Raw genomic sequence first — 24245 nt, 5'->3', positions numbered from 1 at the left:
TCTCTCACCTGACACAGGCAATTGTTTACGATTTGAACTGATGCTAAATTATAACACTCGTTATAACAAGATGATTTTATGAAGGTATGGCTTTATGGCTAAGAATGATCCCGCCGTGCGACGCCGCCTGGTCGGTGGAGCGGCACTGATGATCTCTCAGCGGGGCGTCAGCCGCACCAGTATCCGTGAAGTCGCCAAGTTTTCTGGCACGCCACTCGGGTCGACATATCACTATTTTCCCAATGGAAAGAATCAACTGATTATCGAGGCAGTACAGATGTCAGGTCGCTTTATCGAGAAACAACTGGAGAAGGCATTTGCGCTGGGTCTGGAGCCAGGTATCCGCGCGTTTGTTCAGTACTGGCGTGACGACGCTTTGAAATCGGATTTTCGTAATGGCTGCCCAGTATTAGCTGTCTCGGTAGACGAACCCGCCGATGAAGACGGCTACGCCGCACTTGATGTTGCCGCAGAAACCTTTGCCCGCTGGCGCGCGCTGCTCGCCGATCAGCTTGAGAAACATGGCGCACCGTCGGCACAGGCACAGTCGCTGGCCACCATGATAGTCGCGTCTATTGAAGGCACCGTGCCTATGTGTCGTGCGCAGCGTTCAGCTGAACCCCTGGATCATGTCGAAGAGCAATTGCTCGCACTGATCCGCATGTCCATCCCTGCCTGACCTGATGCCGGAGAAGTAACATGGCACTGATAGAACAAACACTGCAGACAACCGACCCAACACGTAAACTTCAGATCCGGTTATTTAACAAACATGAAAGCAAGCAGGTCGTCGTAATTGCCGGCGCAATGGGCGTGCCGCAAACCTGCTACGAGAAGTTCGCGCTCTGGCTGAATGAACAGGGAATGTCTGCCATCACCTTTGATTACTACGGTATGGGCGCATCTGTTGATAAGCCTCTGAAGCAGATCAAAACGAATATGCTGCAATGGGGCGAATACGACTGCGAAGCCATCATCCGTTTTGTTCGTGCTAATTACCCAGACCAGACGTTCTACTGGGTCGGCCACAGTGTTGGCGGCCAGCTACTCGGAATGACACCATCGACCAACTTGATAGATAAAGCGATCACCATGGCCAGTGGCAGCGGTTATTGGCGCCATAACTCTCCGGAAACCAAACGTTTCGTCTGGGCCCTGTGGTACGGCATCGCCCCCCTGGCGGTGGCATTGAAGGGATACTTTCCAGGCGATCGCCTGAACATGGTGGGCGACCTGCCCGCGAATGCGATGCGCCAGTGGTGGCGCTGGTGCAAAAACAAAGACTACGCCGTCGGGTACGAAGGCCAATGGCTGCGTGATCAGTTTGCCTCGGTGAGCATTCCTATCACTTCTATCTCGTTCAGCGACGATGAAATGATGTCGGCCCGCAATATCGAAAACCTGCATTCATTCTTCACCAGCAGTGAACGCAAGATGATTCGTATAAACCCGAAAGACATCGGCGAAAAGCGCATCGGCCACCTAAACTGGTTCAGAGATAAATTCCGCGACAGTTTATGGGAGTCGCAGATACTGCCGCAGCTTAAAAACAACACCATAACTCATAAGACTCAACCTGCGAGCAGCCAGAAAATTTGTCTCTGATGGTCACAGGCCTGCGCTCCGGAATGTCGTACAGTCGCTATCTGATGCCATCAAGGAAAGGATCATGTCAGAGCTGCGCATATTTGTTGTCTTCTGTTTGCTGCTGTCCGGGTGTGGAGGAGAATCGGAATCGTCCCCTGGCCCACTCATAGGTGATGATGAGGAAGCTCCGCCAACAGCCATTGCCGATGGCGGAGAACAGGTTGAAGACGACCCAGTCACGGAAACGACGATTCGTCTGAGCGATCATCTCGGCAGCCTGTATCAGGCGTTTGACTGGTCGGGTCCCATTCGGGATCCAATGCGTGATGAACTTGAAATTCAGAATGCTGCGACCTTCGTTGCTATGACGGAAGCGGAAAAACAGACACTGAGCCAACTCTCATCCGAGCGCGACATCATCGCCCAGATCGGCGGAATGGGATCCGCCAAACTTGCTCCTGACGCGACACAGGCGAGCGATCAGTTTTCAGACTACATGGACAGTATCATTGCAGACCACGGAACACAGTGGCGGGCCGCGGTACGGGAGAGGGCCACTGAAGTCATCGCGTCTCTGGGAGAAGAAAGCCAGTTTTTCTGGCAAGTAGGTAACGAAGTAAATGCTTCCAGCTACACCCGTAATGCCGTTTATTACTTTGATGGCGATACCAATGGGCTGAGTGATTCAGAATTTGCTATGCAGACGTACGTTGAGTACTTTCTCGCGCCAACAGTTCAGGCATTCCAGGAAGCAGAAAATGCCACCGGCGATAAGGTAAACGTCGCACTGGGATCTGTATCCGCTTTTTCCGCTCCCTCTTCACAGACGTTTCTTGATGACCTGCTTGCGTACGAAATTGAGGGAACGTATGCACCGGACCTCGCCGGGAAGCAGGTGCACGAAATCATCGACCTGATCACCATTCATTACCTCGCACACGCTTACGATGCCAACACGCCTGATCACTGGAAATCAACGCTCGAAGGGCTTTATGATCGTTGGGTACACTCAGACATCCTCGGAGTCTGGATCACAGAAGAAGTGGGGATCAACCTTGCCTCCGGGGGACTGGGGGCAGGCGCTGCTCTCGCAATCGCAGGTCGCTACCTGGAATGGATAGCCGACCGGCAGCTCTCTCCACAGCAGTCACGCTGGTTTTACTACGGCACTCAGGCAGGCAATGAAGGTCACAGAATCAGTGACGCAATGGCGAGCCTCTATAGCCTCACCGGAGGCCGGGACATCATATATCAAGGAACTCTGACACCGGACGACACGACGGAAGTACGCAGCTTTGCCATCACCACAGACAGTGGCGCAGAGGTGTTTGTACTGGCGTCCGTATTTTCCGAAAACAGCCAGACCCTGACACACCTCGAATTGCCACAGGATATACAGAACCAGCTCGCCCACCGGGAAATCGTCAGCGCCACTCTGTATGCCAGAGATTTAACGACGCCTATCGACGTCACTGTGAGCGATAACAGCGATGAACTGCTCCTCAACCTCGGTGACATTCAGATGGCGCGCCTCGAAACACTTCTGATTCATTTGCGCTGAGGGACATACGAGCTCATCCGCCAGATAAGGTATATACCGGTTATCGCAAAGTTGGCGATTACTCCAGCCCAGTCACTACAGGCACCAGGGTTACCAACAAGCGCGACCAGGTGATTCATACCAAAAAGGAATGACATGAAAGCAAGGCCGGGGAGTACGGGCGACAGAGTCACACCTACTCGTATTAATGCTACCAGAACGGAAATTATCCCTATGTTCCAAATGGCGAGCTCAGACTGCCATCCGGAATTGTAGTCCCAGGTAGAATAGCTTGCGAACGGTTCCGGAAATATGAGCTGAATGCACGCTGAGCCTATAAATCCACACATCCATAAATAAACAATAATATTTTCAGTTTTCACACTCGCTACTGATAAATTTAAGTATGGTTGTTTTCATAACTGAGAGGCCTTCTTCTTCTATTGGATAATGACCACATTCGGGCAGAATGACCCGAAACTTCCGTCCCGGAATCCCAGCAAAGAAATGATCACTTAATGCAACGGGCGTCCACACGTCTTCTGCAGGGTGAATCAGAAGAACAGGGGCATCGCCTGATAACGACGAAGGCGGCTGTAAGCGAAAAATAGAGTCAAGGAATGACAATGGGAGGCAGCGGCCACCACCGAGTTTATCCTTGCTCACCATCAGAGAAAGATCCGGATTATTGGCGATAGCTTTCATTTTACCGAACCACTTTATCGGCAGTTTTATCCGCTGCGCTACACAGCCTGGAATCAGGCGAGAGAGGGGCCATAGATATCGGGCAATCCATGGCGACCTTACGAACGCTTCACGGACGTCATGCATTTCAGGATTACATAAGGTTGTCGCAATAACTCCGCGGACATCAGGGTTATTTCGCGAAACGGCGTATGCCACCATGCCTCCGAGGCTGGCGCCCATCACAAAAACCGGCGCTTCACTTAGCTCTGCTTCACGTTTTATCAGGTCGATGACAAGCGCAACCCATCGACGGTAATCGATATCATCGACATCTGCCCGCGTCAGGCCAAACCCGGGCAGATCAGGGACCACGACTTCATGACCTTCTTCACACAAGGATTGCGCATACGGTGCAAGTAAGCGGCTGTAACCTCCCCCACCATGAAGCAGGATCGCTTTTACTGGACTCTGAACATCGTTAGTAGGCACATAGCGGTCCAGATGAATATCTGATCTCCCCCAGCGCCACCATTCTTCCTGAATCTTTTCAGCGTCCATGCGCCTCAAAGCTTCCGGAAAATACTTCAGATAGTTTTTCCAATATGAATGATTGCGGTAAGTTAGTTCTTTCACGTTCGCTCCCCTCAAAGTGGAGAACATATTAACGTCCGCCCCGGAAGCGGTTTACTCGCATTTTATGGAAGATCCAGATGACCGGAAGCACACACTCAAAGCCCCGCCGACGCCCATCCCAAGCGCGCTCACAGGACACAGTAAATTGCATCCTGGAAGCTACTGCTCACATTCTGAGAAGCGAAGGTTTCAGAAAAGCCACCACCAACCACATTGCAGAACGCGCTGGAGTCAGCATTGGCAGCCTGTATCAGTATTTTCCCAACAAGCAGGCTCTGCTTCGGGCACTGACGGAAAAGCATCTTAGTGAAATGCAGCAGCAGATTGCCGTTCGACTGAGTGATAGCCTTTCTATGCCCGTACCCGAAGCCATCGCCAGCAGGGTGGACGTCATGCTGGACGCACATGCACTGGACCCAGCCCTGCATGCGGTGCTGACGGAGCATGCATCGCAGATACTCCCCAGAGAAGAACAGAATCGACTTGAAAACCTGTATACCGACTTGGTGCTGGGCTATCTGAATCAGCGCTCAGCAGAGATCTGCTGTGATGACCTGAAACTGGCCAGCTTTATACTCGTACACTCACTCGAAACGCTGACTCACAGAGCCATTGCATCAACCGATCCACAACAAAATGAGTGGATATCGAAAGCCTCACTTCGCAGACACCTCATCAGATTGTTCACAAACTACCTCTCAGGCCAGTGAGCCCGGGCACTTAGTGAGGCCTGTCCGCTGTCGTTCCAAAGGGGGTATAATGCGCGCTCTCTGAATAACAGGTACTCCGGACGCGGCATGAACCCAGATCTGAGCAAACTCCAGCCCTACCCCTTTGAAAAACTGGCTAAACTGAAAGGCGCAGTCACCCCACCGGCAGATCTTGAGCATATTGCCTTATCGATTGGTGAGCCCAAACACCCCGCGCCTGAGTTTGTACTCAATACCCTGCGCACCGAGCTTCAGCGCGTCGAAAACTACCCAACGACAAAGGGTCTGCCTGAGCTGAACTCAACGATCGCCAGCTGGCTGGAGCGTCGCTTCTCGCTGGAGCACGTGGATCCGGTATCTCAGGTCATCCCCGTCAACGGCACCCGCGAAGCTATATTCGCGTTCACCCAGGCAGCCGTTAACCGTAGCGAGTACCGCCCATTGGTAGTTTCTCCGAATCCCTTCTATCAGATCTACGAAGGAGCTGCCTACCTGTCCGGCGCTGAACCCCACTTTCTTCCTTGTCTCGAAGAGAATGGCTTTAACCCCGACTTTGATGCCGTGCCCACCGATGTCTGGCAACGCTGTCAGTTGCTGTTTGTCTGCACACCAGGCAACCCAACGGGCTCGACTCTGAAGCTGGATGATTTCAAAAAACTGATTGAGCTGGCCGACGAGCATGACTTTATTCTTGCCAGCGATGAATGCTATTCAGAAATTTATGTGGATGGCGCAGATGCACCGATGGGCCTGCTGGAAGCCTGTGCAAAGCTGGGCCGCCATGATTATAAGCGCTGCGTCGTTTTCCACTCGTTGTCGAAACGCTCGAACCTGCCAGGTCTGCGCTCCGGGTTTATAGCGGGGGATGCAGATCTGCTGAAGCCCTTCCTCCTGTACCGTACCTATCATGGCTGTGCTATGCCGGTTCACACCCAACTGGCGAGCATCACTGCCTGGAACGATGAAGAACATGTCATCGCTAACCGCGTTGAGTACACCCAGAAATTCCGCTCCGTACTGGAAATCCTCAACCCTGTACTGGATGTAAAACAGACTGAAGCCAGCTTCTACCTGTGGCCGCGAACACCAATCAACGAAGAAACGTTTGCACAACAACTGTTTGCGCAGCAGAACGTGACTGTATTACCGGGCTCATACCTGTCCCGGACGGTTGACGGTATTAATCCGGGCGCTGATCGCATCCGGATGGCTCTGGTTGCAGAAACATCCGAGTGCATCGAGGCCGCCCGCCGTATCCGCTCATTCATCGAAACGCTGTAAGGAGCCAACATGTCCTTCGAAAGTCCTTTTGGTAAAAGCATTACCAGCGAAGATATCGTAGATACTCTGAGCTTCTTCGATGACTGGGAAGAACGCTATAAATACATCATTGACCTGGGAAAAGAACTTCCCGGAATGAGCGACGACAAGAAAACCGATGAGTTTCTTCTTCGTGGCTGCCAGAGCCAGGTATGGATTGATCACAACACGGAAGATGGAAAGCTTGTCTTTGAAGCCGACTCCGATGCACATATTGTTCGGGGGCTGCTGGGCATGGTGTTAGCGGCCTTTAACTATAAGACTCCTGCCGAGATTGTTGCCTTTGATGTCGACGAATATTTCTCTCAGGTTGATCTCGTCAAGCACCTTAGTCCGACGCGGGGCAATGGCTTACGAGCGATGGTACAGAAGATTAAAGATACTGCGGCAGCGGCGTGAACCGCTGGCCGCAATCAGGACTTAAATGTATCTACAGGCTGAGGCCGTGACAGAAGGTACCCCTGGCCACAGCAGACATTAAGGGTTTCGAGCTCAGCCAGTTCGGCTTCGGTTTCGATTCCCTCTGCCACCACCATATACCCCTGCACCTGAGCAAACCCACGAAGTGCTGCAACAAGCGATTGTTTGTCTCTGTCCTGATCAATGTCCCGGATAAGGCTCATATCAAGCTTAAGCATATCCGGGCTGAGCAAGAGAATGTGGCGCATACTCGCATACCCTGCACCGGCATCATCAATAGCCAGACGCATCCCCGCATCCCGAAGCGGTTTAAGGCGGGCGTTTAAGAGGTCGTAGTCCGCGATTTCTTCATGTTCTGTCAGCTCAAGAACGATACGCTTTGCTTCTTCAGGGGTGTAAATTCCAGAAATATCACATTGCATAAGGAAAGCCGGTGTCACGTTAATAGAGACATATGCATTCGATGGCAGGGTTACTAATGCTTCTTTGGACTTCTCGACCACTCTCAGGCCTATTGCTGAGGAGAGGCCAAGTCTATCCGCATCAATGAACAATTGAGCAGGAGAAAGATCCAGATCGGTCGATAGCCTTGCCAGCAGTTCAAAGCCCTGAATAGAACGATCCGTAAGCGCAGTGATTGGCTGGGCGTGTAACAGTAGCTCATCCCGCTCCAGGATATCGAGAATGACTTCCTGACGCTGGCGATTTTCTTCGCTACCTTTACGAGCATCTTCAATCAAAGCCGCAATAACATCAGCGAACACCCGCACCAACATCAGGCTTCGATTATTAAGTTTTGGTTTTACTTCACGGCTGAAAATACAGAACGTACCGAAGGTATGACCATCAGACAAAACGACAGGCACACTGACGTGAGACTTAACGGGAATCGTTGTAAATTCGGGTACCAGGTCTGTTTCACCACTCACCTCGGTATCCGGCACCAGCTGCTTAAGGCGCCCATCGGCAATCATCTCACAGAAGCTATCTTTTAATGGGCCACAGCTATCTTCGGAAACCAGATTGGCATCACTGGCACAATCGACGAAACGGAATACACGCTGATCCTGACTAAACTCAGATAAAAAACCCACATCCATATCAAGCCGATAACGTACCGAACGTATCAGACTCGAGATAGCTGTTTTCAGTGTCTCCGGGCTTTTAGGAGCAGGCTCATTGATCACCTCTGCGAGCTGTCTCGCGACATCCGGGCGCTTTTCCATTAAGTAATACCTTCAGATTCTTCACCATGGAACTATAGCACTCTGTCGGAATTAAACATGCCCCACAAGGTGACACCTCCCAGCATTTTCCAATCAGGTCAAATATGGAGCGTTTGTACGGATTATTTCTGCAAAGCGTGAATAAATCTTCAACGGGCATTCAGGCAAATATCGTATTTTCAGCTCGATTTATGGTGATTGAACCGACAATAGAAGACAAAATACGCCAAACCATGGCCAGCTTCCCAAATAAACTTAAAGGCAAGAATCTACTGCTCAAGATATGTAGAACTACTGGCAATATTGCCCAAGTGATATCCCGGAGTGGAGCAGGTAGTCCTCATCCTGCTGATTCGATATTCCATCCGCGACTAAAGTGCTGCCCTGCGACCTAGAGAACAGTAAGAGCGCCTGCAACATCGCCTGCTGAGCAGTATCTGAGGCGACACCACAAGTAAGACAACTATCCAGTTTTACGAACTCGGGCTGTAGCTGCAATATATGCTGCATCGATGCAAATCCGGCCCCCGCATTATCAATAGATAACCGGATACCCGATTGCCGCAACGGCTGTAGAACTCGCTTCAGTTCATGATAACTAGCAACCCGGTCGTGCTCCGATATTTCGAAAACGATCCGCCGACAAAGATCATCACTGAGCCAGACTGTAAAACTAAACTCTGCCAAAAATTCCGGAGTAACATTAATCACCACATAATGTTCATCAGGCAATGCCGATAAGGTGGCAAACAACTGCTCCATTAAATTTACGCCAATCAGCTTGGCGAGCCCGAGGCGAACAGCCTGATGTACCAGCAGTAACGGGCTGGCTAAGTTATCCGTTGTCCTCACCAGGCTCGGTATCAATTCCGTGCCCTCTTGTTTACCTGTATTAAGATTAACCAGCGGAACCCGAACATATTTCAATCCATGCTTGGTGATCAGTTCAGTGACTTCGTTTTTCAACTGAATACGATGTTCAGACTCGTGCAGAGGCAAAGCATCTGCTTCTTCAATCATGGCCGCGATTGCATCAGCAAACACTCGACACATCGCCAGACTCCGGTGGTTTAGTTCCGGTATGACATAACGACTGAAAACACAGAAGGTTCCGAAAACCGTACCATCCGAGAATACGATTGGGACGCTGATATGCGCCCCGACCGGAACCAGCTTCACGGCTGCGAGGTCACTGGCCCCAGCAGTCCGTTGTGCATCTGCTATCAATTGCGGTGCACGGCCATCCACGACTCTCTGGCACAGGCTTTCGCCCCGGTAATCCGATCCGCCCGCCCGGACAATATCAACACCCGGAGCCGAATCTACCAGATAGAAGGTCCGCATATCCCCATCGAAGCGCGATATAAATCCGACTTCCATTCTCAGCTTTGTTCGTACGGTACGGAGTAAGCTCAGCAGACTTTGCTCTAGCAGCTCATTGCCCTTCAGCACAGCAACCGGGTCAAAGGCGTGGGTGAGCTGCTCCAGAGCATCGGATAAGTCAGACATACAAAAGGCCCGAAAGGAAAACCCTTAGAGTATATGCTGGAATTTCGAAAAGTGTTCCGACCCGTGACTAAGGCCGTATACCAGGATGCCCTAGAGCCACCGCCTGACCCTGGCCTGATAATCTGAGTAATCCTGACCAAAGAGCATGAGCAGGATTCGCTCTTCCGGAATTATCTGGAAGCGGGTGATGTACCCCACAAAAATGGCAGGCCCAATGAAGGCCGCCGGGCTCTGAAGCCACACACCCAGCGCACTCAGCAGGAAGGCCATTCCCAGGTACATGGGATTGCGGGTAAATCGATACACTCCACCGGTGACCAGTACTGACGCCTTTTCAATTTTGATCGGGTTGACTGTGGTTTTACTGCGGATAAACGAGAGAAGCCCACCGGAATCCAGAAACAGGCCAATTACCACTAAAACACCTGTCACTATTTGTGCAGTTACTCCCCACCAGTGTATTACCGGCGTCTGCGTGCTTAACCCCCACATCAGTACTGCGCATAGAAGGCCAACCAAGGGAGGGGGTATTTTGTGCTCTAGCCTGTTCATCTTTATTCCTTTTTGGTTATATTTATTATGGTGCAGGAAATACAGGCAATAAAAAAGGCGCCGAAGCGCCTTTTTACTATCAACTGGATCAACAGATCAGCTGATTTTTGGATCAAGAGCACCGCTCTGGTACTTCTCAAACATATCGTCCAGAGAGATCGCTTTGATCTTAGACGCATTGCCTGCAGTACCGAACGCTTCATAACGGGCGATACAGATTTCGCTCATCGCTTTCACTGATTCTTTCAGGTACTTACGTGGGTCAAACTCCGCAGTGTTCTGAGCCATGAAACGACGGATCGCACCGGTAGATGCCAGACGCAGGTCTGTATCGATGTTCACTTTACGAACGCCGAACTTGATACCTTCAACGATCTGCTCGACTGGCACACCGTAAGTTTCCGGGATTTCACCACCGAACTCGTTGATCACCGCCAGCCATTCCTGAGGTACAGAAGACGAACCGTGCATCACCAGGTGAGTATCCGGGATACGCTTGTGGATCTCTTTGATACGGTCGATGGCCAGAATGTCGTCTGTTGGCGGACGAGTAAACTTATAAGCACCGTGTGAGGTACCGCAGGCAATCGCCAGCGCGTCTACCTGAGTCTTGCGTACGAAGTCAGCGGCTTCTTCAGGGTCTGTCAGCATCTGGTCGTGAGACAGAGTGCCTTCTGCACCAATACCGTCTTCTTCACCGGCCTGACCGGTTTCCAGAGACCCCAGACAACCCAGCTCGCCTTCTACCGAAACACCACAAGCGTGAGCCATTTCAACGGTGCGACGGGTTACATCAACGTTGTACTCGTAATCGGTCGGCGTTTTGCCATCTTCACCCAGAGAACCGTCCATCATCACTGAGCTGAAGCCCAGCTGGATAGAACGCTGACATACCGCCGGAGAGGTACCGTGATCCTGGTGCATACATACCGGGATGTGCGGGAATTCTTCAATGGCAGCCAGAATCAGGTGGCGCAGAAACGGAGCACCTGCGTACTTACGAGCCCCCGCAGAGGCCTGCACAATTACAGGAGAATCCGTTTTGTCTGCCGCTTCCATGATGGCGCGCATCTGTTCGAGGTTGTTTACGTTGAACGCTGGTACGCCGTAGCCGAACTCGGCTGCGTGGTCCAGCATCTGACGCATGCTGATCAATGCCATGAGAATACCTTCAATGGGTCTATAAAATGGGGACTAAAAAATATCCGGGTATTCTAGCGATTAAAGGAGGGGATAGAAACCTCGAGGGAAGAATGTCGGGCGGCAAGGTGGTCAATACGAAAAACCCCAGCATCGCTGGGGCTTAAATGGAGACAATCTTCCTAAGGTTAACCTTATGGGTAACGCTTAATAAAAAGGAACTTGCGGTTGAGGCTGGTGATTCCTCGGTACGCCCATCGTCTCAAAATGCCTGTTCTGTTGATCCACCGACTGCTGGACAGCTGAATCCTCATCGATGGTGTGCTGCGCGCATGCCGTGAGCAGGCAAACAGCAATCAACAGTAACGCTTTCACTTCGCGCGCTCTTCCAGAATCGCGACCGCTGGCAATACTTTGCCTTCTACGAATTCAAGGAATGCACCGCCACCGGTAGAGATGTATGACACCTGCTCAGCGATTTCGTACTTATCTACTGCCGCCAGGGTGTCACCGCCACCTGCGATCGAGAAGGAGTCAGACGCAGCAATCGCCAGAGACAGCGCTTTGGTGCCTTCGCCGAACTGATCAAACTCGAATACACCCACCGGGCCGTTCCAGATGATGGTTTTCGCTTCTTTCAGCTGTTCTGCCAGTGCTTTGGCGGAATCCGGGCCGATGTCGAAGATCATGTCGTCAGCTTCAACGTCGTCAGCAGACTTCAAAGTCGCCACGGCAGTTTCAGAGAATTCTTTACCGCACACGACGTCGGTTGGTACTGGAATAGAGACTTTCTCCATCAGCTTTTTCGCTGCTGGAATCAGGTCTTCTTCGTACAGTGATTTACCTACAGGCTTGCCCGCTGCGGCGAGGAAGGTGTTCGCGATACCGCCACCGACGATGATCTGGTCACAGATGTCAGACAGGCTTTCGAGTACTTCCAGCTTGGTCGACACTTTAGAACCACCCACAATGGCGACCAGCGGACGAGCTGGCTTGTCCAGTGCTTTGCCGAGTGCGTCGAGTTCTGCCGCCAGCAGAGGACCGGCACAGGCAACCGGAGCGAACTTAGCGACACCGTGAGTCGATGCCTGAGCGCGGTGTGCAGTACCGAAAGCGTCCATCACGAAGATATCGCACAGTTCGGCGTAGGCTTTAGCCAGTTCGTCTTCGTCTTTCTTTTCGCCCTTGTTAAAACGAACATTGTCGAGCAGAGCCAGCTCGCCGTCGGCCAGTTCGATGCCAGCGCGGAAGTCTTTAACAACGTCGACGTCGCGACCCAGAAGGCCAGCGAGGTGATCAGCCACAGGCTGCATTGAGAACTCTTCGGCGTATTCGCCTTCGGTCGGACGACCCAGGTGAGACATCACAATGACTTTGGCACCGGCTTCAAGCGCGTGCTGAATGGTTGGCAGTGACGCGCGGATACGCACATCAGAAGTCACCTTGCCGTCTTTTACCGGCACGTTCAGGTCTTCGCGGATCAGAACCCGTTTTCCTTTCAGGTCCAGGTCGGTCATTTTCAAAACAGTCATAGTCATGTCCCAGATAATGGAGTCGTTTGTTTATCAGGCGTTGCGGATAAGCCTTCTTGACCTGGCGGTGCCTGTTCCAGAACCAGCCAGATCGATCAAAATTCGCGCGGGAGTATACCAGCATGAACAGTGCGTTTCATCGGCCCACACATGACAATCACCGACCGTAGCTGACGCGCACCTTGTTTACCGGGGTCAGTGCCGATAGCCTGCTATCCCTTTTGTGTAATTACGATTCAAAGGCTCTCTGATGCTGCGCTGGCTCTGGCAATTTATCCGCCCTTACAAACTTCGTTTGATCATCGCCATCATTGCCTTAGTAAGTACGGCCGGGCTGACGCTGAGCCTGGGACAGGGCGTGCGCCTGATGGTAGATGAGGGCTTTGCCGCAAGTTCCGTAGAGGGTTTGAAAGACGCCGTCGTTTTCTTCTCGATTTTAGTAGTCGCCGTCTCAGTCGGAGCCTACTTTCGTTTTTATATGGTGTCCTGGCTGGGCGAGCGGGTGGTCGCGGATATCCGTAAAACGCTCTACCAACACTTAGTCACACTGCCTCCGTCGTTTTTTGAAGACAATCTGTCCGGCGAAATCCAGAGCCGCATCACCACCGACACCACCCTGCTACAAACCGTGATTGGCTCGTCGTTTTCCTTTGCTCTGCGCAATGCCCTCACTTTTGTGGGCGGCATTACCCTGATGTTTATCACCAACCTTAAACTCAGCCTGATCGTGCTAGTAGCCGTGCCTCTGGTGGTATTTCCCATGGTGTTTTTCGGGCGCAAAGTGAAAAAGCTCTCGCGTGAAAGCCAGGACAAAGTCGCCAGCGTTGGCGCCTGGGCCGGGGAAAGCCTGCAACACATCAAAGTCGTGCAGGCCTTTACTCGCGAAGACAGCGTGAATAAACAGTTTGGCGATGCGGCAGAATCCGCCTTCAATGTCGCCTTACTGCGCATTCGCCAACGCGCGTTTATGATCGCGCTGGTGATGATTCTGGTGATGGGATCGGTCGCTGGCATGTTGTACGTCGGCGGTCACGATGTGATAACTGGCAGCCTGAGTGGCGGCGATCTGGCCGCCTTTGTGTTTTACGCCATCATGGTCGGCGGCTCACTGGCCGCAGTGACTGAAGTCTACGGTGAAGTGCAGCGGGCGGCGGGCGCGGCTGAGCGTATTCGTGAACTAATGGCAGCGGAGTCCGATATACAATCACCCGCCGACAATATGACTCCTGCCGTAAAGCACAGCGAGACTCAGATTGCGTTTCAAGAGGTCAGTTACCACTATCCTTCCCGCCCCGACAAAGCAGCTTTAACCGAGCTCAATCTCGAGGTACGCGCTGGCGAGCGCATTGCCTTGGTCGGACCATCCGGGGCGGGCAAATCCACCCTGTTCGATATGCTGCTTCGTTTTCGAGATCCGCAACATGGGCAAATTCTGGTGGAAGGCACACCATTACCTGAATGGCAGTTACAGAACCTGCGCAGTCAGTTTGCTCTGGTGCCTCAACAGCCGGTGCTGTTCAGCACTAACGTATTGGAAAACCTGCGCTATGGCCGACCTGACGCCACCGAAGCAGACATTCTCGCGGCGGCTCAGGCCGCACATGCCGATGAATTTATTCAACAGCTGCCAGAACAATACGAATCGTATCTGGGAGAAGGTGGCGTGAAACTGTCAGGGGGGCAAAAGCAACGCTTAGCCATCGCCCGAGCGATTCTGCACGATCCGAAAATACTCCTGCTTGATGAAGCCACCAGCGCCTTAGACGCCCAGAGCGAATACCTCGTGCAACAGGCGTTAGATGAACTGATGCAGAATCGCACCAGCTTTGTGATCGCGCATCGCCTGTCGACCATCAAACACGTCGACCGCATTGTAGTGATGGATCAGGGACGCATCGTGGCTGTCGGCACGCACGATGAACTGCTTGAACGCTCGCCCTTATATAAGCGGCTCGCCGAGTTGCAGTTTTCGCCAACTGGACTCACCAATCCATAGCGCAGAAACGTTTCTTACCACTGGCCGACATAGCCCAGTCTGCAAAGCTACTTTCTAGTAGCTAATAGTAGCTAACCCCTCTAGCCGCCCTGTAACTAACCCTTCCACCAAGTGTCAATTCGCGCCTCAACTGTTCATATATTGAACAGTCAGAGTAAGCTATTGTAAAATCTCGTAACACAAAGAAATCATAAGTTTCTCCCTAACACCTACGAGATTGAGTTTATGCCTAACGCAAGGCTAGCACCGGCCATACTTATTTCCCTGTCACTGATACTACAGGGCTGCTTCTTTGAACAGGACCCGTTACCTGAAACACAGGAAGAAAAGCAATCTGACCTGATCGCAGAAGCAGCTGATGACGGCGGATCTGCCGCTGCTCCCAATGCTAATGGCGAAGCGTCTGTGACCGACTTAGAAACCGGACTGTCCGTTTCAGTCAGCAAAGACGCACTCTCTGGCCTCGCTGCTGGCGATAACTTCGTACTACAAGTTACACCACTAAACGAAAATGAGGTACCTGCCGGATCGAGCGCAATTCAAATTGCTGGACAGGTATTCAATATAAAAATTCGTAGCGTAAATACTGGCGAAGAATTACAACCGACGGGTGGAATGAAGGTTACGCTCCCTTACGGCAGCACAATTAACGGCACCGATATTCAAAAGCTGGCCATTGCAAACTATCACGACAACGAGTGGGTCATTTTTGCAGCAGATTCTATCGATGACGTGAAGAAAACAGTCACGGCCACCATCACTCAGTTAAGTCCGGTGGCTGTTGTAAAAAACAACGCTATAAACAGTGCTCCTGTGGCTCCTGATTACACAGGTACCATCCTCGAGGACGACACCTACAGCTTAAAAATCAATGCAACTGATGCCGATGGCGATGGGCTGGTCTATTCATGGCTGGACGATACTACTGGCGAAAAAGTAGCTGACAATGCGAGTCTGGATGCTGCTGGTAACTTTTCCTATCAGCCTCTGGAGAACTTCAACGGTCAGACTGTTCTTCAATATAAAGTCAGCGATGGTGAACTCTCTGATACTGGCAGTATCACTATTACCGTCGAGGGCGTGAACGATGCTCCTGTCGCAGCGGATTACACAGCCACTATCGCCGAAGACGGTACCTACAATGTAGTGCTGCAAGCGACCGATATCGATAGCAATGCTTTGACTTACTCATGGCTCGACGGAACAACTGGCGAAAAAGTAGCTGACAATGCAAGCCTGGATGCGGCTGGTAACTTCATCTATCAGCCTCTAGAGAATTTCAACGGTCAGACTGTTCTTCAATATAAGGTCAGCGATGGTCAGTTCACCGACACGGGCAGTATCACTATTACCGTCGAGGGTGTGAATGATGCTCCTGTAGCAGGGGATTACACGGGCACTATCATTGAAGGGACTCCTATCTACGGCGTAAAACTCTCTGCGACTGACATCGATGGTGATGCTCTTACATACTCATGGCTGGATGGTACGACGGGTGGCAAGCCAGCGTACAATGCTGGTCTTGATGCAGCAGGTAACTTTAACTACCAACCACCTGAAAATTACTTCGGCATCAATGTTTTCCACTATAAAGTCAGCGACGGCGAGCTGACCGATACCGGAACCATTACCGTCACGGTCACCGGTGTTAATGATGCACCAGTCGCGATGTCATCGTCGTTAAATGTTACCGGCAATGCGGGCTCACAGGGTACGCTCAGCGCCACTGACGTCGATGGTGATACCTATTTCACTTACGCGATCGTCTCCCAGCCGGAACACGGTACCGTCACTATTTCTGGCAGTACTTTCACCTACATTCCGGATGGCAACTACGAAGGTGAAGACAGTTTTGAGTTCACCGCCAATGACGGCGCTCTCGACTCAGCACCCGGCACAGTAACTCTGTCCTTGAGCCCTGCATATCGTTACGTACTGGAAGACGGCACTGGCGATGGCACCAGTTGGAACAACGCCACCTCTTCTGTTCAGTCAGCCATTAACGATCTGGTTGCGCTGGGTGGTGGTCGCGTTCTCATCGGCCCGGGGACGTTCTATGCAGATTCAGCCAATACGCCTGTCGCGACTATTCCTGAATATGCTGACGTAGAACTCTACGGTGGCTTTAACGGCTATAACCTTACTTTTGCACAGCGCCCTGAAATTCTGGCAGAAACCATTCTGTCAGGTGACTACGATCAAAGCGGGGACTTCAGCGAAGATGACTCGCCAAGTGTCGTAATTACCTACGGTGGCCTGATTGATGGCGTCACTGTTTCAGGCGGTAACGGTACTCGTGGTGGTGGTGTTTTCGTCAATGGTGGTCAATACGCTAATGGCGGTCACGTTACGCTGAATCAGGTAGTAGTAGAAAATAACCAAGCCAGCGAAATGGGTGGCGGTATTTATTTGTTCCGTGACGGCACACGAAATGGTGAAACAGGAGAGTATGTTTTCGACGCTTACCTGACCATTAGCAACTCAACGGTGTCTGATAATACTGCGCCAAATGGTGGTGGTATTTATAACGCTGATTCAGAGCTCACTATCACGGACTCAACGCTTCAGAATAACTCAGTCACTGAATTCGGTGGTGCAATTTATTCGGGTGGCCCACTCTCCATTGATCACAGCAATATCAGAGAAAATACCTTTACCACTAGCGGCCCTAGTGAAGAAGAATGTCAGGCAGCTCAGAGTTATGAAGAGGCGCTGGCATTGGGCTGTATCTCGCAAACCTATGCGGCAGGCGGTGGTCTATACCTGATCAATACGTCGGCAACTATTACCAATACTCAAATTGAAAAAAATACCTCTGAATGGGGCGCAGGTATCTACCTCGCCGGCCAGCCAAGTCTGACTATGGATCAAGTTTCGGTTTCACATAACGAGGCTGCTGGAGGCGCTGCTGGTATCTACAACGAATATGGTCTGGTAACTATCAGTCGCTCGCATATCAACTACAACACTGCCGAAAACTCCGGTGGTGCTTTTTACAATGCCGCTGAAAACCAGCAGGAATCTGAAGAAGAGGAAGAAGGCCCTGGTGAAGAAGGCTGCTTGGGCGCCTGTGGAGAAGAGGGGCCTTATGAAGGTCCTGATGAAGAATGCGGCCTCGATTGTATGGAAGGCGGCTCAGAAGAACCAGAGCTTACTGTCTATGAGCAGTGCGACTATGCAGAAAGCCAGGAAGAGTATGACGCGCTTGATTGCGATACTGTCTTCGAAAACTACGATACCTGTGACGAACTGGATCTGTATAACAGCGCCGATGTTGCGACGTTCAATGAGCTTCAGTGTGCAGAGCAATTCCCAAGCGAGTTCAGTGCAGATGATATTCCTGCTGTTTTCCAGAACTGCCCTAATGACTTTGCAACACTGAAGCTTTCTGACTCCGAAATTGTAGGCAACGAAGCCAGTTCCGGTGGTGCGCTCTATAACTACGGTTCTGTGTGCATTACAGGCACCAGCTTCCGTTACAACGCGGCCTATACTGGCGGCGCCATCAGAAACGATTACTCCGGTGATGGCAGTTCGCTGTTGGTTACGAATTCGTCGTTCGTCGGCAATACAGCATCTGGTTCTGCCACTAATAGTAACGGTGGTGCGCTCTATACCATCGGCTATGGCAGCACGAGCGTCCTGCAAAACGTTTCTTTCAGCCAGAACTCGGCAGAATCAAACGGTGGTGCAATCTGGGTATATTCAAACGCGACGGTACGTATCAACAACTTCACTTTCTACGACAACATTGCGACAGAAGGTCAGGATGTTTTTGTCGGTGGAGTTAATGCTTCAAACTCATACAACGGTGTGGATGTTGCCTTCAGCAATGGCTGTTCTGAACAGGACCTTTCTGCTTACGCAAGCAGTTACAACCTGTTCTCGTACGCCGGCGACTTTGCAACAGAAAACAGCGTAATTATGATTCCACCATTTAATACTGCAGCAAGTGGTGAACTGTTTATGGATCAGAACAGCGTCTGTGCCAATGCCGGTGATGCCGATACCGCGACTGCGGCATTCGATAGCCTCGAAGCCTGGAGTGGATTAACGTCCGATATGGATTATTCCACCACGCAGGAAACCAGTGGCATGGTTGCCGCGGGTGCATTGTATAGCCCTGAAGACCTATGGATTAAGATCTTCTCTGCAACGGGTGATAGTTTCAACTTCAGCACCAACCAGCTGGAAGCGAGTTGTGATCTGTACGCCGATGGCGAAATGGTTGCCGAGGATGTTCAGGACAATTCTGCTCATAACCAAAGCACTGGTACTGAGCTGACTCTGATCTGTGCATCGCCCGTAGGCTATACCAAGTCTGCAACAACAATTGCAGGCGGCCTGATGGTGCCTTAATGCTGGCAGTACGATGTTGAGGGAAGTTAAGTACTATCTCCCTGTCAGCTGAAACGAAAAGCCCCGGTATTTACCGGGGCTTTTTTTTTGCACTGAATAAAATGGTTATTTCGAATTATTTTCTGCGAACGTAACCCGCTTGCATATTGATGTCGGCAAGGCCGCTGGCTTCGTCGAAACCACGGACAACCCCGTAAACAAAGAACATCACCTCGTCGCCATCGATGGTCCCCACCGTGGGTTCGCCAATGGCGATGATATTCCCGACTTCCTGATCTGAGCTCGCTGCCAGTACCTTAACAGGTGTCGCCCAGAGGGCTGTATTGCCGAAGTCCGCTTGCGTGTGCGTACCGCTGTATTTCGACATCCAGACCGCGGGTAACTCAGTGTCGTCTGAGCGGGTAAAATACAGTTCGGTGCCGGTAAAAAACGGCTGTATTTCCTGCGAAGGGTCAGCCAGATTAACCGGTGCAGGTAACACCACCTTCTGCCAGTTGGACGAGGGGTAGGTGTCGGTCAGATTCACATACACCGAAAGCTCGCCGTGATCATTGCCTGGGCCTGGGGCTTCATAAATGTCGTCGTATTCGTCATCCGTCCAGATACTACTGACCGTTGATGATTCACGATATAAATGCGGATTACCCTGCGTTCCTGCTATGCCCTCGATGCCTACATCAGAAAAGCCTACTTTGGTCAGACCAAAGCTACTGTCCCGCTGGGGTGGCGTACCGGGCGTGCCGGAGTAGTTAAAATTACCGAGATTGATGGGGTCTCCCAAAGCGCTCTGAAGCGTATAGATATCGAGCAGGCTTTCGGCATCGGCGGTTCCGTTGTCATCAAAATCTACTGACTCGGTATCGTCAGGAGCATTAAACGATAATGCCAGAAGATAATTATCTGAACTGCCGAAATCAGGTAAGACACTCAATCCAAACGGGCTGCTGATGCCATCGCCTTCATCATCAAAAGCGATCATAAACGGCTCCCGGTAGCTACCGTCGGGCTGGCGTTTAAAACCGTAAAATACATTCGACACGCTGAACAGGTTCAATGTGTCATCGCCCATTCCCCAAGAAACAGAGTTATGTCGCCATGTTCCATCTTCATTAATTCGCGTGGTGTAAAAATCCGGGCGTTCTGGCGCACTGACCGGACCAATGGTGTTATCTATCCAGGGGTGTGTACAACGTTCAGGAGACAGGCGATCTCCGCCGCAACCGCCGTCTTCACGAGCGAAATTAAAGAGAATTAATCCACTGAAATATGCAGGCGAGTACTGCGTAAACAGGTACTCACCGTTGGGAGAAATGGCAATGCCATCTTCATAGCCTTCAGTATTAACCAGGCCTTCTACCATCATGGGCTGACCCCAGTCTTCGTGAACATCGGCCAGTACCAGTGGATGGAGTGTCTTACTGTGCGGTACTGCGGCCTCATGGGTGACGGTTACTTCAAATTCTCCGGTCCGGGAAGGCGTCACTACAGATTCATAAATACCGTATTCTGTTTCGACGAAAGCGGTCGAACTAAGGTCGCCCGAGTGTGTTAATGAAAGATAATGAGAAGCCTCTGTCGCCGGGCTATCTCTATGGAGCAGCGCTACCGATATTCGGACCTTATCCAGAGCAGATTCCTGCGGTAAACGGCTCATGGTAATTGTCATGGATGGGTGAAACTCAGGAAAGTCCGGATCACAACACGGCTCGCCCTCAGGTAAAGCAGCGTTATTTTGCTCACAACCAGATATCGCCATAGCGCTGACCATAACAGCGGCATAAACAACAAGCTTTGCCTTAGCCTTCTGTTTCATTCCCTCTCCTCAGGTCATCTGGTTTTTAGCGACCCAACTGCATCTCCTTTTACCCTGAAGTGCTCACCATCTCACTAGCCGTATCCAGCATACGGTTGGCAAAGCCCCACTCGTTATCAAACCAGACCAACAGTTTGAGCAGGCGACCGCCGCTGACCCGGGTCTGAGTCGCATCAACAATCGCCGAACGCGGGTCATGGTTAAAATCGATAGAGGCGTGGGCTTCCCGGGTAAGCCCCAGAATGCCGTCGAAGCGCTCATTCGATGCTCCGGCTAACAGTGCATTAACAGCGTCGGCGTCGGTAGCGTCAGTCAGTTGCAGGCTGATATCCAATGCCGAGACATTAATCGTCGGCACACGCACGTGCAGGCTCTCTATTTTGCCGGCCAGTTGCGGCATCAGACGCTCGATCCCCGCTGGCAGGCCGGTATCTACCGGAATAATGCTCTGCACCGCCGAACGGGTGCGGCGCATGTCCGAATGGTAGGCATCAATCACGGGCTGATCATTCATGGCCGAGTGAATCGTGGTCGTCACACCCGCTTCAATGCCGTAGGCCTGATCGATTAACGTCAGCACCGGAATCAGTGCATTGGTCGAACAGGAGCCGTTAGACACAATACGCTGCTCTGCCGAGAGCGAATCGTGGTTATGGCCGTAAATCACGGTATTGTCGACGGCGCTGTCGGCTGGGTTTGAAATAAGCACTTTTTTCGCACCGCGATTGAGGTGCAGTTCGGCGTCTTCGCGCGAGCGGATCTGACCACTGCACTCCAACACCAGGTCGACATCCAACGCGGCCCAGTCGAGTTCTGCCGGATCACCGATATGGCATACCCGGATACGATCGCCATTGACCATCAGGTGCTGCTCATCGGCGATACTGACGGTGCCGTTAAAACGACCGTGGGTACTGTCGTAGCGCAGCATGTAGCTCAGTGAATCGATGTCAGCGAGCTCATTGATCACGACCACTTCCATGTCCTGGCGATAGCCATTTTCATACAGTGCACGCAGCACACAGCGGCCGATACGTCCGAAACCGTTGATGGCGATACGGGTTGTCATGGGTTTGTGCGCCTCATTACTGTCTCATGATTGCCGGGCTTCTCAGAAGCTGGATACTATGCACTCTATTGTCGCGGAATTGGTCGCCGTAGGCAAAATGCACACACCGGAATACCAGACATGACTTATCCCACCTGCCCTTTGTGCCACGAAACAAAGCAGATTTCGGTTCTCGACAGCGCCATGCCGCGCCGCTACCTGAGCTGTGGGCGCTGCCATCTGGCGTTTATGCATCCGGATGATTACCTGAACGCGACAGATGAGAAGGCCTACTACGCCACCCATGAAAACAGCATTGAGGACGAAGGCTACGTCGGCTTTCTGAATATTCTGCTGGAGCCACTGCTGAACCGTATTGAGCCGAAGAAAGCACTCAGCGCTCTGGATTATGGCTGTGGGCCGGGACCAACGCTGTCGGTTTTGTTCGAACAAAATGGGATTCACTGCGACAACTATGACCCATTCTTTTATCCCGAGCCGGCGACGCCACCTTACGACGTGATTACCGCCACTGAGTGCTTTGAACACTTTCATCAGCCCCAGAAAGAGCTGGCGAAACTGGTGTCGTGGTTACAACCGGGAGGACTGCTTGCGTTAATGACCAGTCGTTGGAGTACGCCCGAAAAATTCATGCACTGGCATTACAACCGAGATCCGACTCACGTCATTTTTATGCATGAAAAAACGATAAATTTTATCGAAGAGAGATTCGGATTAACCTGTGTTTACCGAGACGAAAAGCGTGTAGTTATTTTTAATAAATCAGCTTATTAATCACCAACAGGTAGTCACGTATATTATTGAAATAGAGTGTTATCTGATGAATTTTCAAGCTACAAACGGCAAGCCTTAGCTCGCTCTGATAACACCCGATTTTCTGCACGATTCTGAGACAGCTCAGCGGCCTGATGAAATGCACGTCCGGCATCACGAAAACGCCCGAGCCGCTCCAGCACATCGCCGCGCGCTGCATAATACGGCGCATACTCTGTCAGGCTTTTCTTCCGGGCAATAGCATCCAGCTCAGCCAGTGCCACGTCAGATTCACCAGCGCACGCCAAGGCCACGGCACGATTGAGTCGTACCACAGCCGTTGGCTGAATCTGCAACAAGCCATCGTATAGAGCAACAATTTCATCCCAGCGTGTCTCGGCAAATGACGCCGCACGTGCATGACAGGCGGCAATGCCTGCCTGCAAACAATAGCTGCCAATGGCACTACCGAGACCAAAGGCCCGGGACAGATAATCGTGTCCGCGCCGGATTAATATGGCATCCCACAGCGCCCGATTCTGTTGTGCTAATAACACAGGATTGCCGTCTTTATCCTGGCGCGCATTCAGCCGCGACGCCTGATATTCAAGCAAGGCGGCCAGCCCCAGTACATCCGTATCGTCATTAATCAGCGCAGCTAAGGAACGAGTCAGACGCAACGCCTGATGGCACAGTAAAGGTTGTGTCCACTGTGCCCCCTGAGTGGCGACATAGCCTTCATTGAATAGCAGGTAAATTGATTCCAATACGGATTTCAAACGTGCCTGACGCTCCTTTTCTGGCGGCAGTTCAAAAGGAATCCGGGCCGCGCTTAACGTTTTTTTCGCACGGGTAATCCGCTGCGCCAATGTCGTCACCGGCACCAGATAAGCGCGGGCAATATCATCGACACTTAAGCCGGCCACCAGCTTCAGCACCAGAGCAACGCGGGAGTCCGGCGGCAAAAGAGGATGACAGCAGATAAACATCAGTCGCAGAATATCATCGCCCACTTCATCTTCACGCACGCGGCTGACATCGAACTCTGCCGTTATGGCTTCCAGGTCGCCGCCCGCATATTCACTTGCAAGACGTTCACGATAAAGGGATTCGTCGGCGAAATCACCAGAAGAAAGATGTTCACCACGACGCTTTTTCTGCCGCAACAGATCGAGCGCCTTATTGCGCGCCGTTACCATTAACCAACCACCGGGGTTTTCCGGAACGCCATGTGCACGCCAGTTCTCCAACGCCGTTAGTAGTGTGTCCTGAGCAATGTCTTCGGCCTGAGTCAGATCAGACAGCAGGCGCGCAAGACTCCCTGTAATGGCCGCGCTTTCCAGATGCCAGACGGCGTTCAGGCGTTGAGCGGTATTATCCACCGTAGATTCCACAGTGT

18 protein-coding genes are annotated in these 24245 nt (G+C 51.7%); 9 read left to right on the top strand and 9 right to left on the bottom strand.

The window, feature by feature from the left end; genetic code table 11:
- Positions 1–94 precede the first annotated feature (94 nt).
- From BW941_RS15110 to BW941_RS15100, 3 genes are all read left to right on the top strand, one after another.
- Entirely contained in the window at positions 95–679 is a 585-nt protein-coding gene (locus BW941_RS15110) for a TetR/AcrR family transcriptional regulator (RefSeq protein ID WP_076517449.1), read from the top strand.
- A gap of 20 nt (positions 680–699) precedes the next feature.
- Positions 700–1605: an alpha/beta hydrolase family protein gene (locus BW941_RS15105; RefSeq protein ID WP_076517447.1), complete on the top strand. Its 906-nt coding sequence runs from the start codon at positions 700–702 to the stop codon at positions 1603–1605.
- A 64-nt stretch (positions 1606–1669) separates the two neighbouring features.
- Positions 1670–3148, top strand: a complete 1479-nt coding sequence (locus tag BW941_RS15100) for a hypothetical protein (RefSeq protein WP_076517445.1) — start codon at positions 1670–1672, stop codon at positions 3146–3148.
- 351 nt (positions 3149–3499) lie between these two features.
- Here BW941_RS15100 and BW941_RS15090 read toward each other — a convergent pair whose 3' ends face one another.
- The gene (locus BW941_RS15090; protein ID WP_076517442.1) at positions 3500–4447 is read right to left on the bottom strand and encodes an alpha/beta fold hydrolase; all 948 of its coding nucleotides are present in this window, start codon (positions 4445–4447) and stop codon (positions 3500–3502) included.
- A gap of 77 nt (positions 4448–4524) precedes the next feature.
- Between BW941_RS15090 and BW941_RS15085 the strand changes: the two genes are divergently transcribed.
- The 3 genes from BW941_RS15085 to BW941_RS15075 all read left to right on the top strand — a co-directional run bounded on the left by BW941_RS15085 (position 4525) and on the right by BW941_RS15075 (position 6876).
- Positions 4525–5157 carry a TetR/AcrR family transcriptional regulator gene (locus tag BW941_RS15085; protein WP_076517440.1) on the top strand — a complete coding sequence of 211 codons (633 nt, stop codon included), beginning with the start codon at positions 4525–4527 and terminating at the stop codon, positions 5155–5157.
- Between the two features lie 87 nt (positions 5158–5244).
- Entirely contained in the window at positions 5245–6438 is a 1194-nt protein-coding gene (gene dapC / locus BW941_RS15080) for a succinyldiaminopimelate transaminase (protein WP_076517438.1), read from the top strand.
- 9 nt (positions 6439–6447) lie between these two features.
- Positions 6448–6876, top strand: a complete 429-nt coding sequence (locus tag BW941_RS15075) for a SufE family protein (RefSeq protein WP_076517436.1) — start codon at positions 6448–6450, stop codon at positions 6874–6876.
- Between the two features lie 14 nt (positions 6877–6890).
- Here BW941_RS15075 and BW941_RS15070 read toward each other — a convergent pair whose 3' ends face one another.
- From BW941_RS15070 to BW941_RS15050, 5 genes are all read right to left on the bottom strand, one after another.
- The gene (locus BW941_RS15070; protein WP_084189037.1) at positions 6891–8123 is read right to left on the bottom strand and encodes a sensor domain-containing phosphodiesterase; all 1233 of its coding nucleotides are present in this window, start codon (positions 8121–8123) and stop codon (positions 6891–6893) included.
- A gap of 291 nt (positions 8124–8414) precedes the next feature.
- Positions 8415–9632 (bottom strand): EAL domain-containing protein, encoded by a 1218-nt coding sequence (locus BW941_RS15065; protein ID WP_076517434.1) that lies wholly within the window; start codon positions 9630–9632, stop codon positions 8415–8417.
- 90 nt (positions 9633–9722) lie between these two features.
- The gene (locus BW941_RS15060; protein ID WP_281251184.1) at positions 9723–10124 is read right to left on the bottom strand and encodes a methyltransferase family protein; all 402 of its coding nucleotides are present in this window, start codon (positions 10122–10124) and stop codon (positions 9723–9725) included.
- A 156-nt stretch (positions 10125–10280) separates the two neighbouring features.
- The gene (gene fba / locus BW941_RS15055) at positions 10281–11345 is read right to left on the bottom strand and encodes a class II fructose-bisphosphate aldolase (protein ID WP_068438134.1); all 1065 of its coding nucleotides are present in this window, start codon (positions 11343–11345) and stop codon (positions 10281–10283) included.
- 350 nt (positions 11346–11695) lie between these two features.
- On the bottom strand, positions 11696–12856 hold the full coding sequence (locus BW941_RS15050; protein WP_076517430.1) for a phosphoglycerate kinase: 1161 nt from the start codon (positions 12854–12856) through the stop codon (positions 11696–11698).
- A 250-nt stretch (positions 12857–13106) separates the two neighbouring features.
- Between BW941_RS15050 and BW941_RS15045 the strand changes: the two genes are divergently transcribed.
- Both BW941_RS15045 and BW941_RS15040 read left to right on the top strand, forming a co-directional pair.
- Complete coding sequence (locus tag BW941_RS15045; protein ID WP_076517428.1) at positions 13107–14852, top strand: ABC transporter transmembrane domain-containing protein; 1746 nt, start codon at positions 13107–13109, stop codon at positions 14850–14852.
- A 225-nt stretch (positions 14853–15077) separates the two neighbouring features.
- On the top strand, positions 15078–19211 hold the full coding sequence (locus tag BW941_RS15040) for a tandem-95 repeat protein (RefSeq protein WP_076517426.1): 4134 nt from the start codon (positions 15078–15080) through the stop codon (positions 19209–19211).
- Positions 19212–19326: 115 nt separating this feature from the next.
- Here BW941_RS15040 and BW941_RS15035 read toward each other — a convergent pair whose 3' ends face one another.
- Both BW941_RS15035 and BW941_RS15030 read right to left on the bottom strand, forming a co-directional pair.
- On the bottom strand, positions 19327–21024 hold the full coding sequence (locus BW941_RS15035) for a hypothetical protein (protein ID WP_076517424.1): 1698 nt from the start codon (positions 21022–21024) through the stop codon (positions 19327–19329).
- Positions 21025–21073: 49 nt separating this feature from the next.
- Positions 21074–22093, bottom strand: coding sequence for a type I glyceraldehyde-3-phosphate dehydrogenase (locus BW941_RS15030; protein WP_076517422.1), 1020 nt, complete (start codon positions 22091–22093; stop codon positions 21074–21076).
- A gap of 120 nt (positions 22094–22213) precedes the next feature.
- On the opposite strand from BW941_RS15030, the gene BW941_RS15025 reads away from it, so the two are divergent.
- Positions 22214–22867, top strand: coding sequence for a class I SAM-dependent methyltransferase (locus BW941_RS15025; protein WP_076517420.1), 654 nt, complete (start codon positions 22214–22216; stop codon positions 22865–22867).
- Positions 22868–22926: 59 nt separating this feature from the next.
- On the opposite strand, the gene BW941_RS15020 is transcribed toward BW941_RS15025, so the two are convergent.
- Complete coding sequence (locus tag BW941_RS15020; protein WP_217693610.1) at positions 22927–24228, bottom strand: RNA polymerase sigma factor; 1302 nt, start codon at positions 24226–24228, stop codon at positions 22927–22929.
- Between the last annotated feature and the right edge of the window lie 17 nt (positions 24229–24245).

The organism is Thalassolituus maritimus, assembly GCF_900156675.1.
Taxonomy (GTDB): domain Bacteria; phylum Pseudomonadota; class Gammaproteobacteria; order Pseudomonadales; family Oceanobacteraceae; genus Thalassolituus; species Thalassolituus maritimus.
The sequence above is the reverse complement of the archived record's forward strand: the minus strand, read 5'-3'. Positions and strand labels throughout refer to the sequence as shown.

Excerpts from the sequence above, each read along its gene's own strand:
- BW941_RS15110 (WP_076517449.1), top strand. The coding sequence starts at position 95 with ATGGCTAAGAATGATCCCGCCGTGCGACGCCGCCTGGTCGGTGGAGCG.
- BW941_RS15105 (WP_076517447.1), top strand. The coding sequence starts at position 700 with ATGGCACTGATAGAACAAACACTGCAGACAACCGACCCAACACGTAAA.
- BW941_RS15100 (WP_076517445.1), top strand. The coding sequence starts at position 1,670 with ATGTCAGAGCTGCGCATATTTGTTGTCTTCTGTTTGCTGCTGTCCGGG.
- BW941_RS15085 (WP_076517440.1), top strand. The coding sequence starts at position 4,525 with ATGACCGGAAGCACACACTCAAAGCCCCGCCGACGCCCATCCCAAGCG.
- dapC (WP_076517438.1), top strand. The coding sequence starts at position 5,245 with ATGAACCCAGATCTGAGCAAACTCCAGCCCTACCCCTTTGAAAAACTG.
- BW941_RS15075 (WP_076517436.1), top strand. The coding sequence starts at position 6,448 with ATGTCCTTCGAAAGTCCTTTTGGTAAAAGCATTACCAGCGAAGATATC.
- BW941_RS15070 (WP_084189037.1), bottom strand. The coding sequence starts at position 8,123 with ATGGAAAAGCGCCCGGATGTCGCGAGACAGCTCGCAGAGGTGATCAAT.
- BW941_RS15065 (WP_076517434.1), bottom strand. The coding sequence starts at position 9,632 with ATGTCTGACTTATCCGATGCTCTGGAGCAGCTCACCCACGCCTTTGAC.
- BW941_RS15060 (WP_281251184.1), bottom strand. The coding sequence starts at position 10,124 with ATGTGGGGGTTAAGCACGCAGACGCCGGTAATACACTGGTGGGGAGTA.
- fba (WP_068438134.1), bottom strand. The coding sequence starts at position 11,345 with ATGGCATTGATCAGCATGCGTCAGATGCTGGACCACGCAGCCGAGTTC.
- BW941_RS15050 (WP_076517430.1), bottom strand. The coding sequence starts at position 12,856 with ATGACTGTTTTGAAAATGACCGACCTGGACCTGAAAGGAAAACGGGTT.
- BW941_RS15045 (WP_076517428.1), top strand. The coding sequence starts at position 13,107 with ATGCTGCGCTGGCTCTGGCAATTTATCCGCCCTTACAAACTTCGTTTG.
- BW941_RS15040 (WP_076517426.1), top strand. The coding sequence starts at position 15,078 with ATGCCTAACGCAAGGCTAGCACCGGCCATACTTATTTCCCTGTCACTG.
- BW941_RS15035 (WP_076517424.1), bottom strand. The coding sequence starts at position 21,024 with ATGAAACAGAAGGCTAAGGCAAAGCTTGTTGTTTATGCCGCTGTTATG.
- BW941_RS15030 (WP_076517422.1), bottom strand. The coding sequence starts at position 22,093 with ATGACAACCCGTATCGCCATCAACGGTTTCGGACGTATCGGCCGCTGT.
- BW941_RS15025 (WP_076517420.1), top strand. The coding sequence starts at position 22,214 with ATGACTTATCCCACCTGCCCTTTGTGCCACGAAACAAAGCAGATTTCG.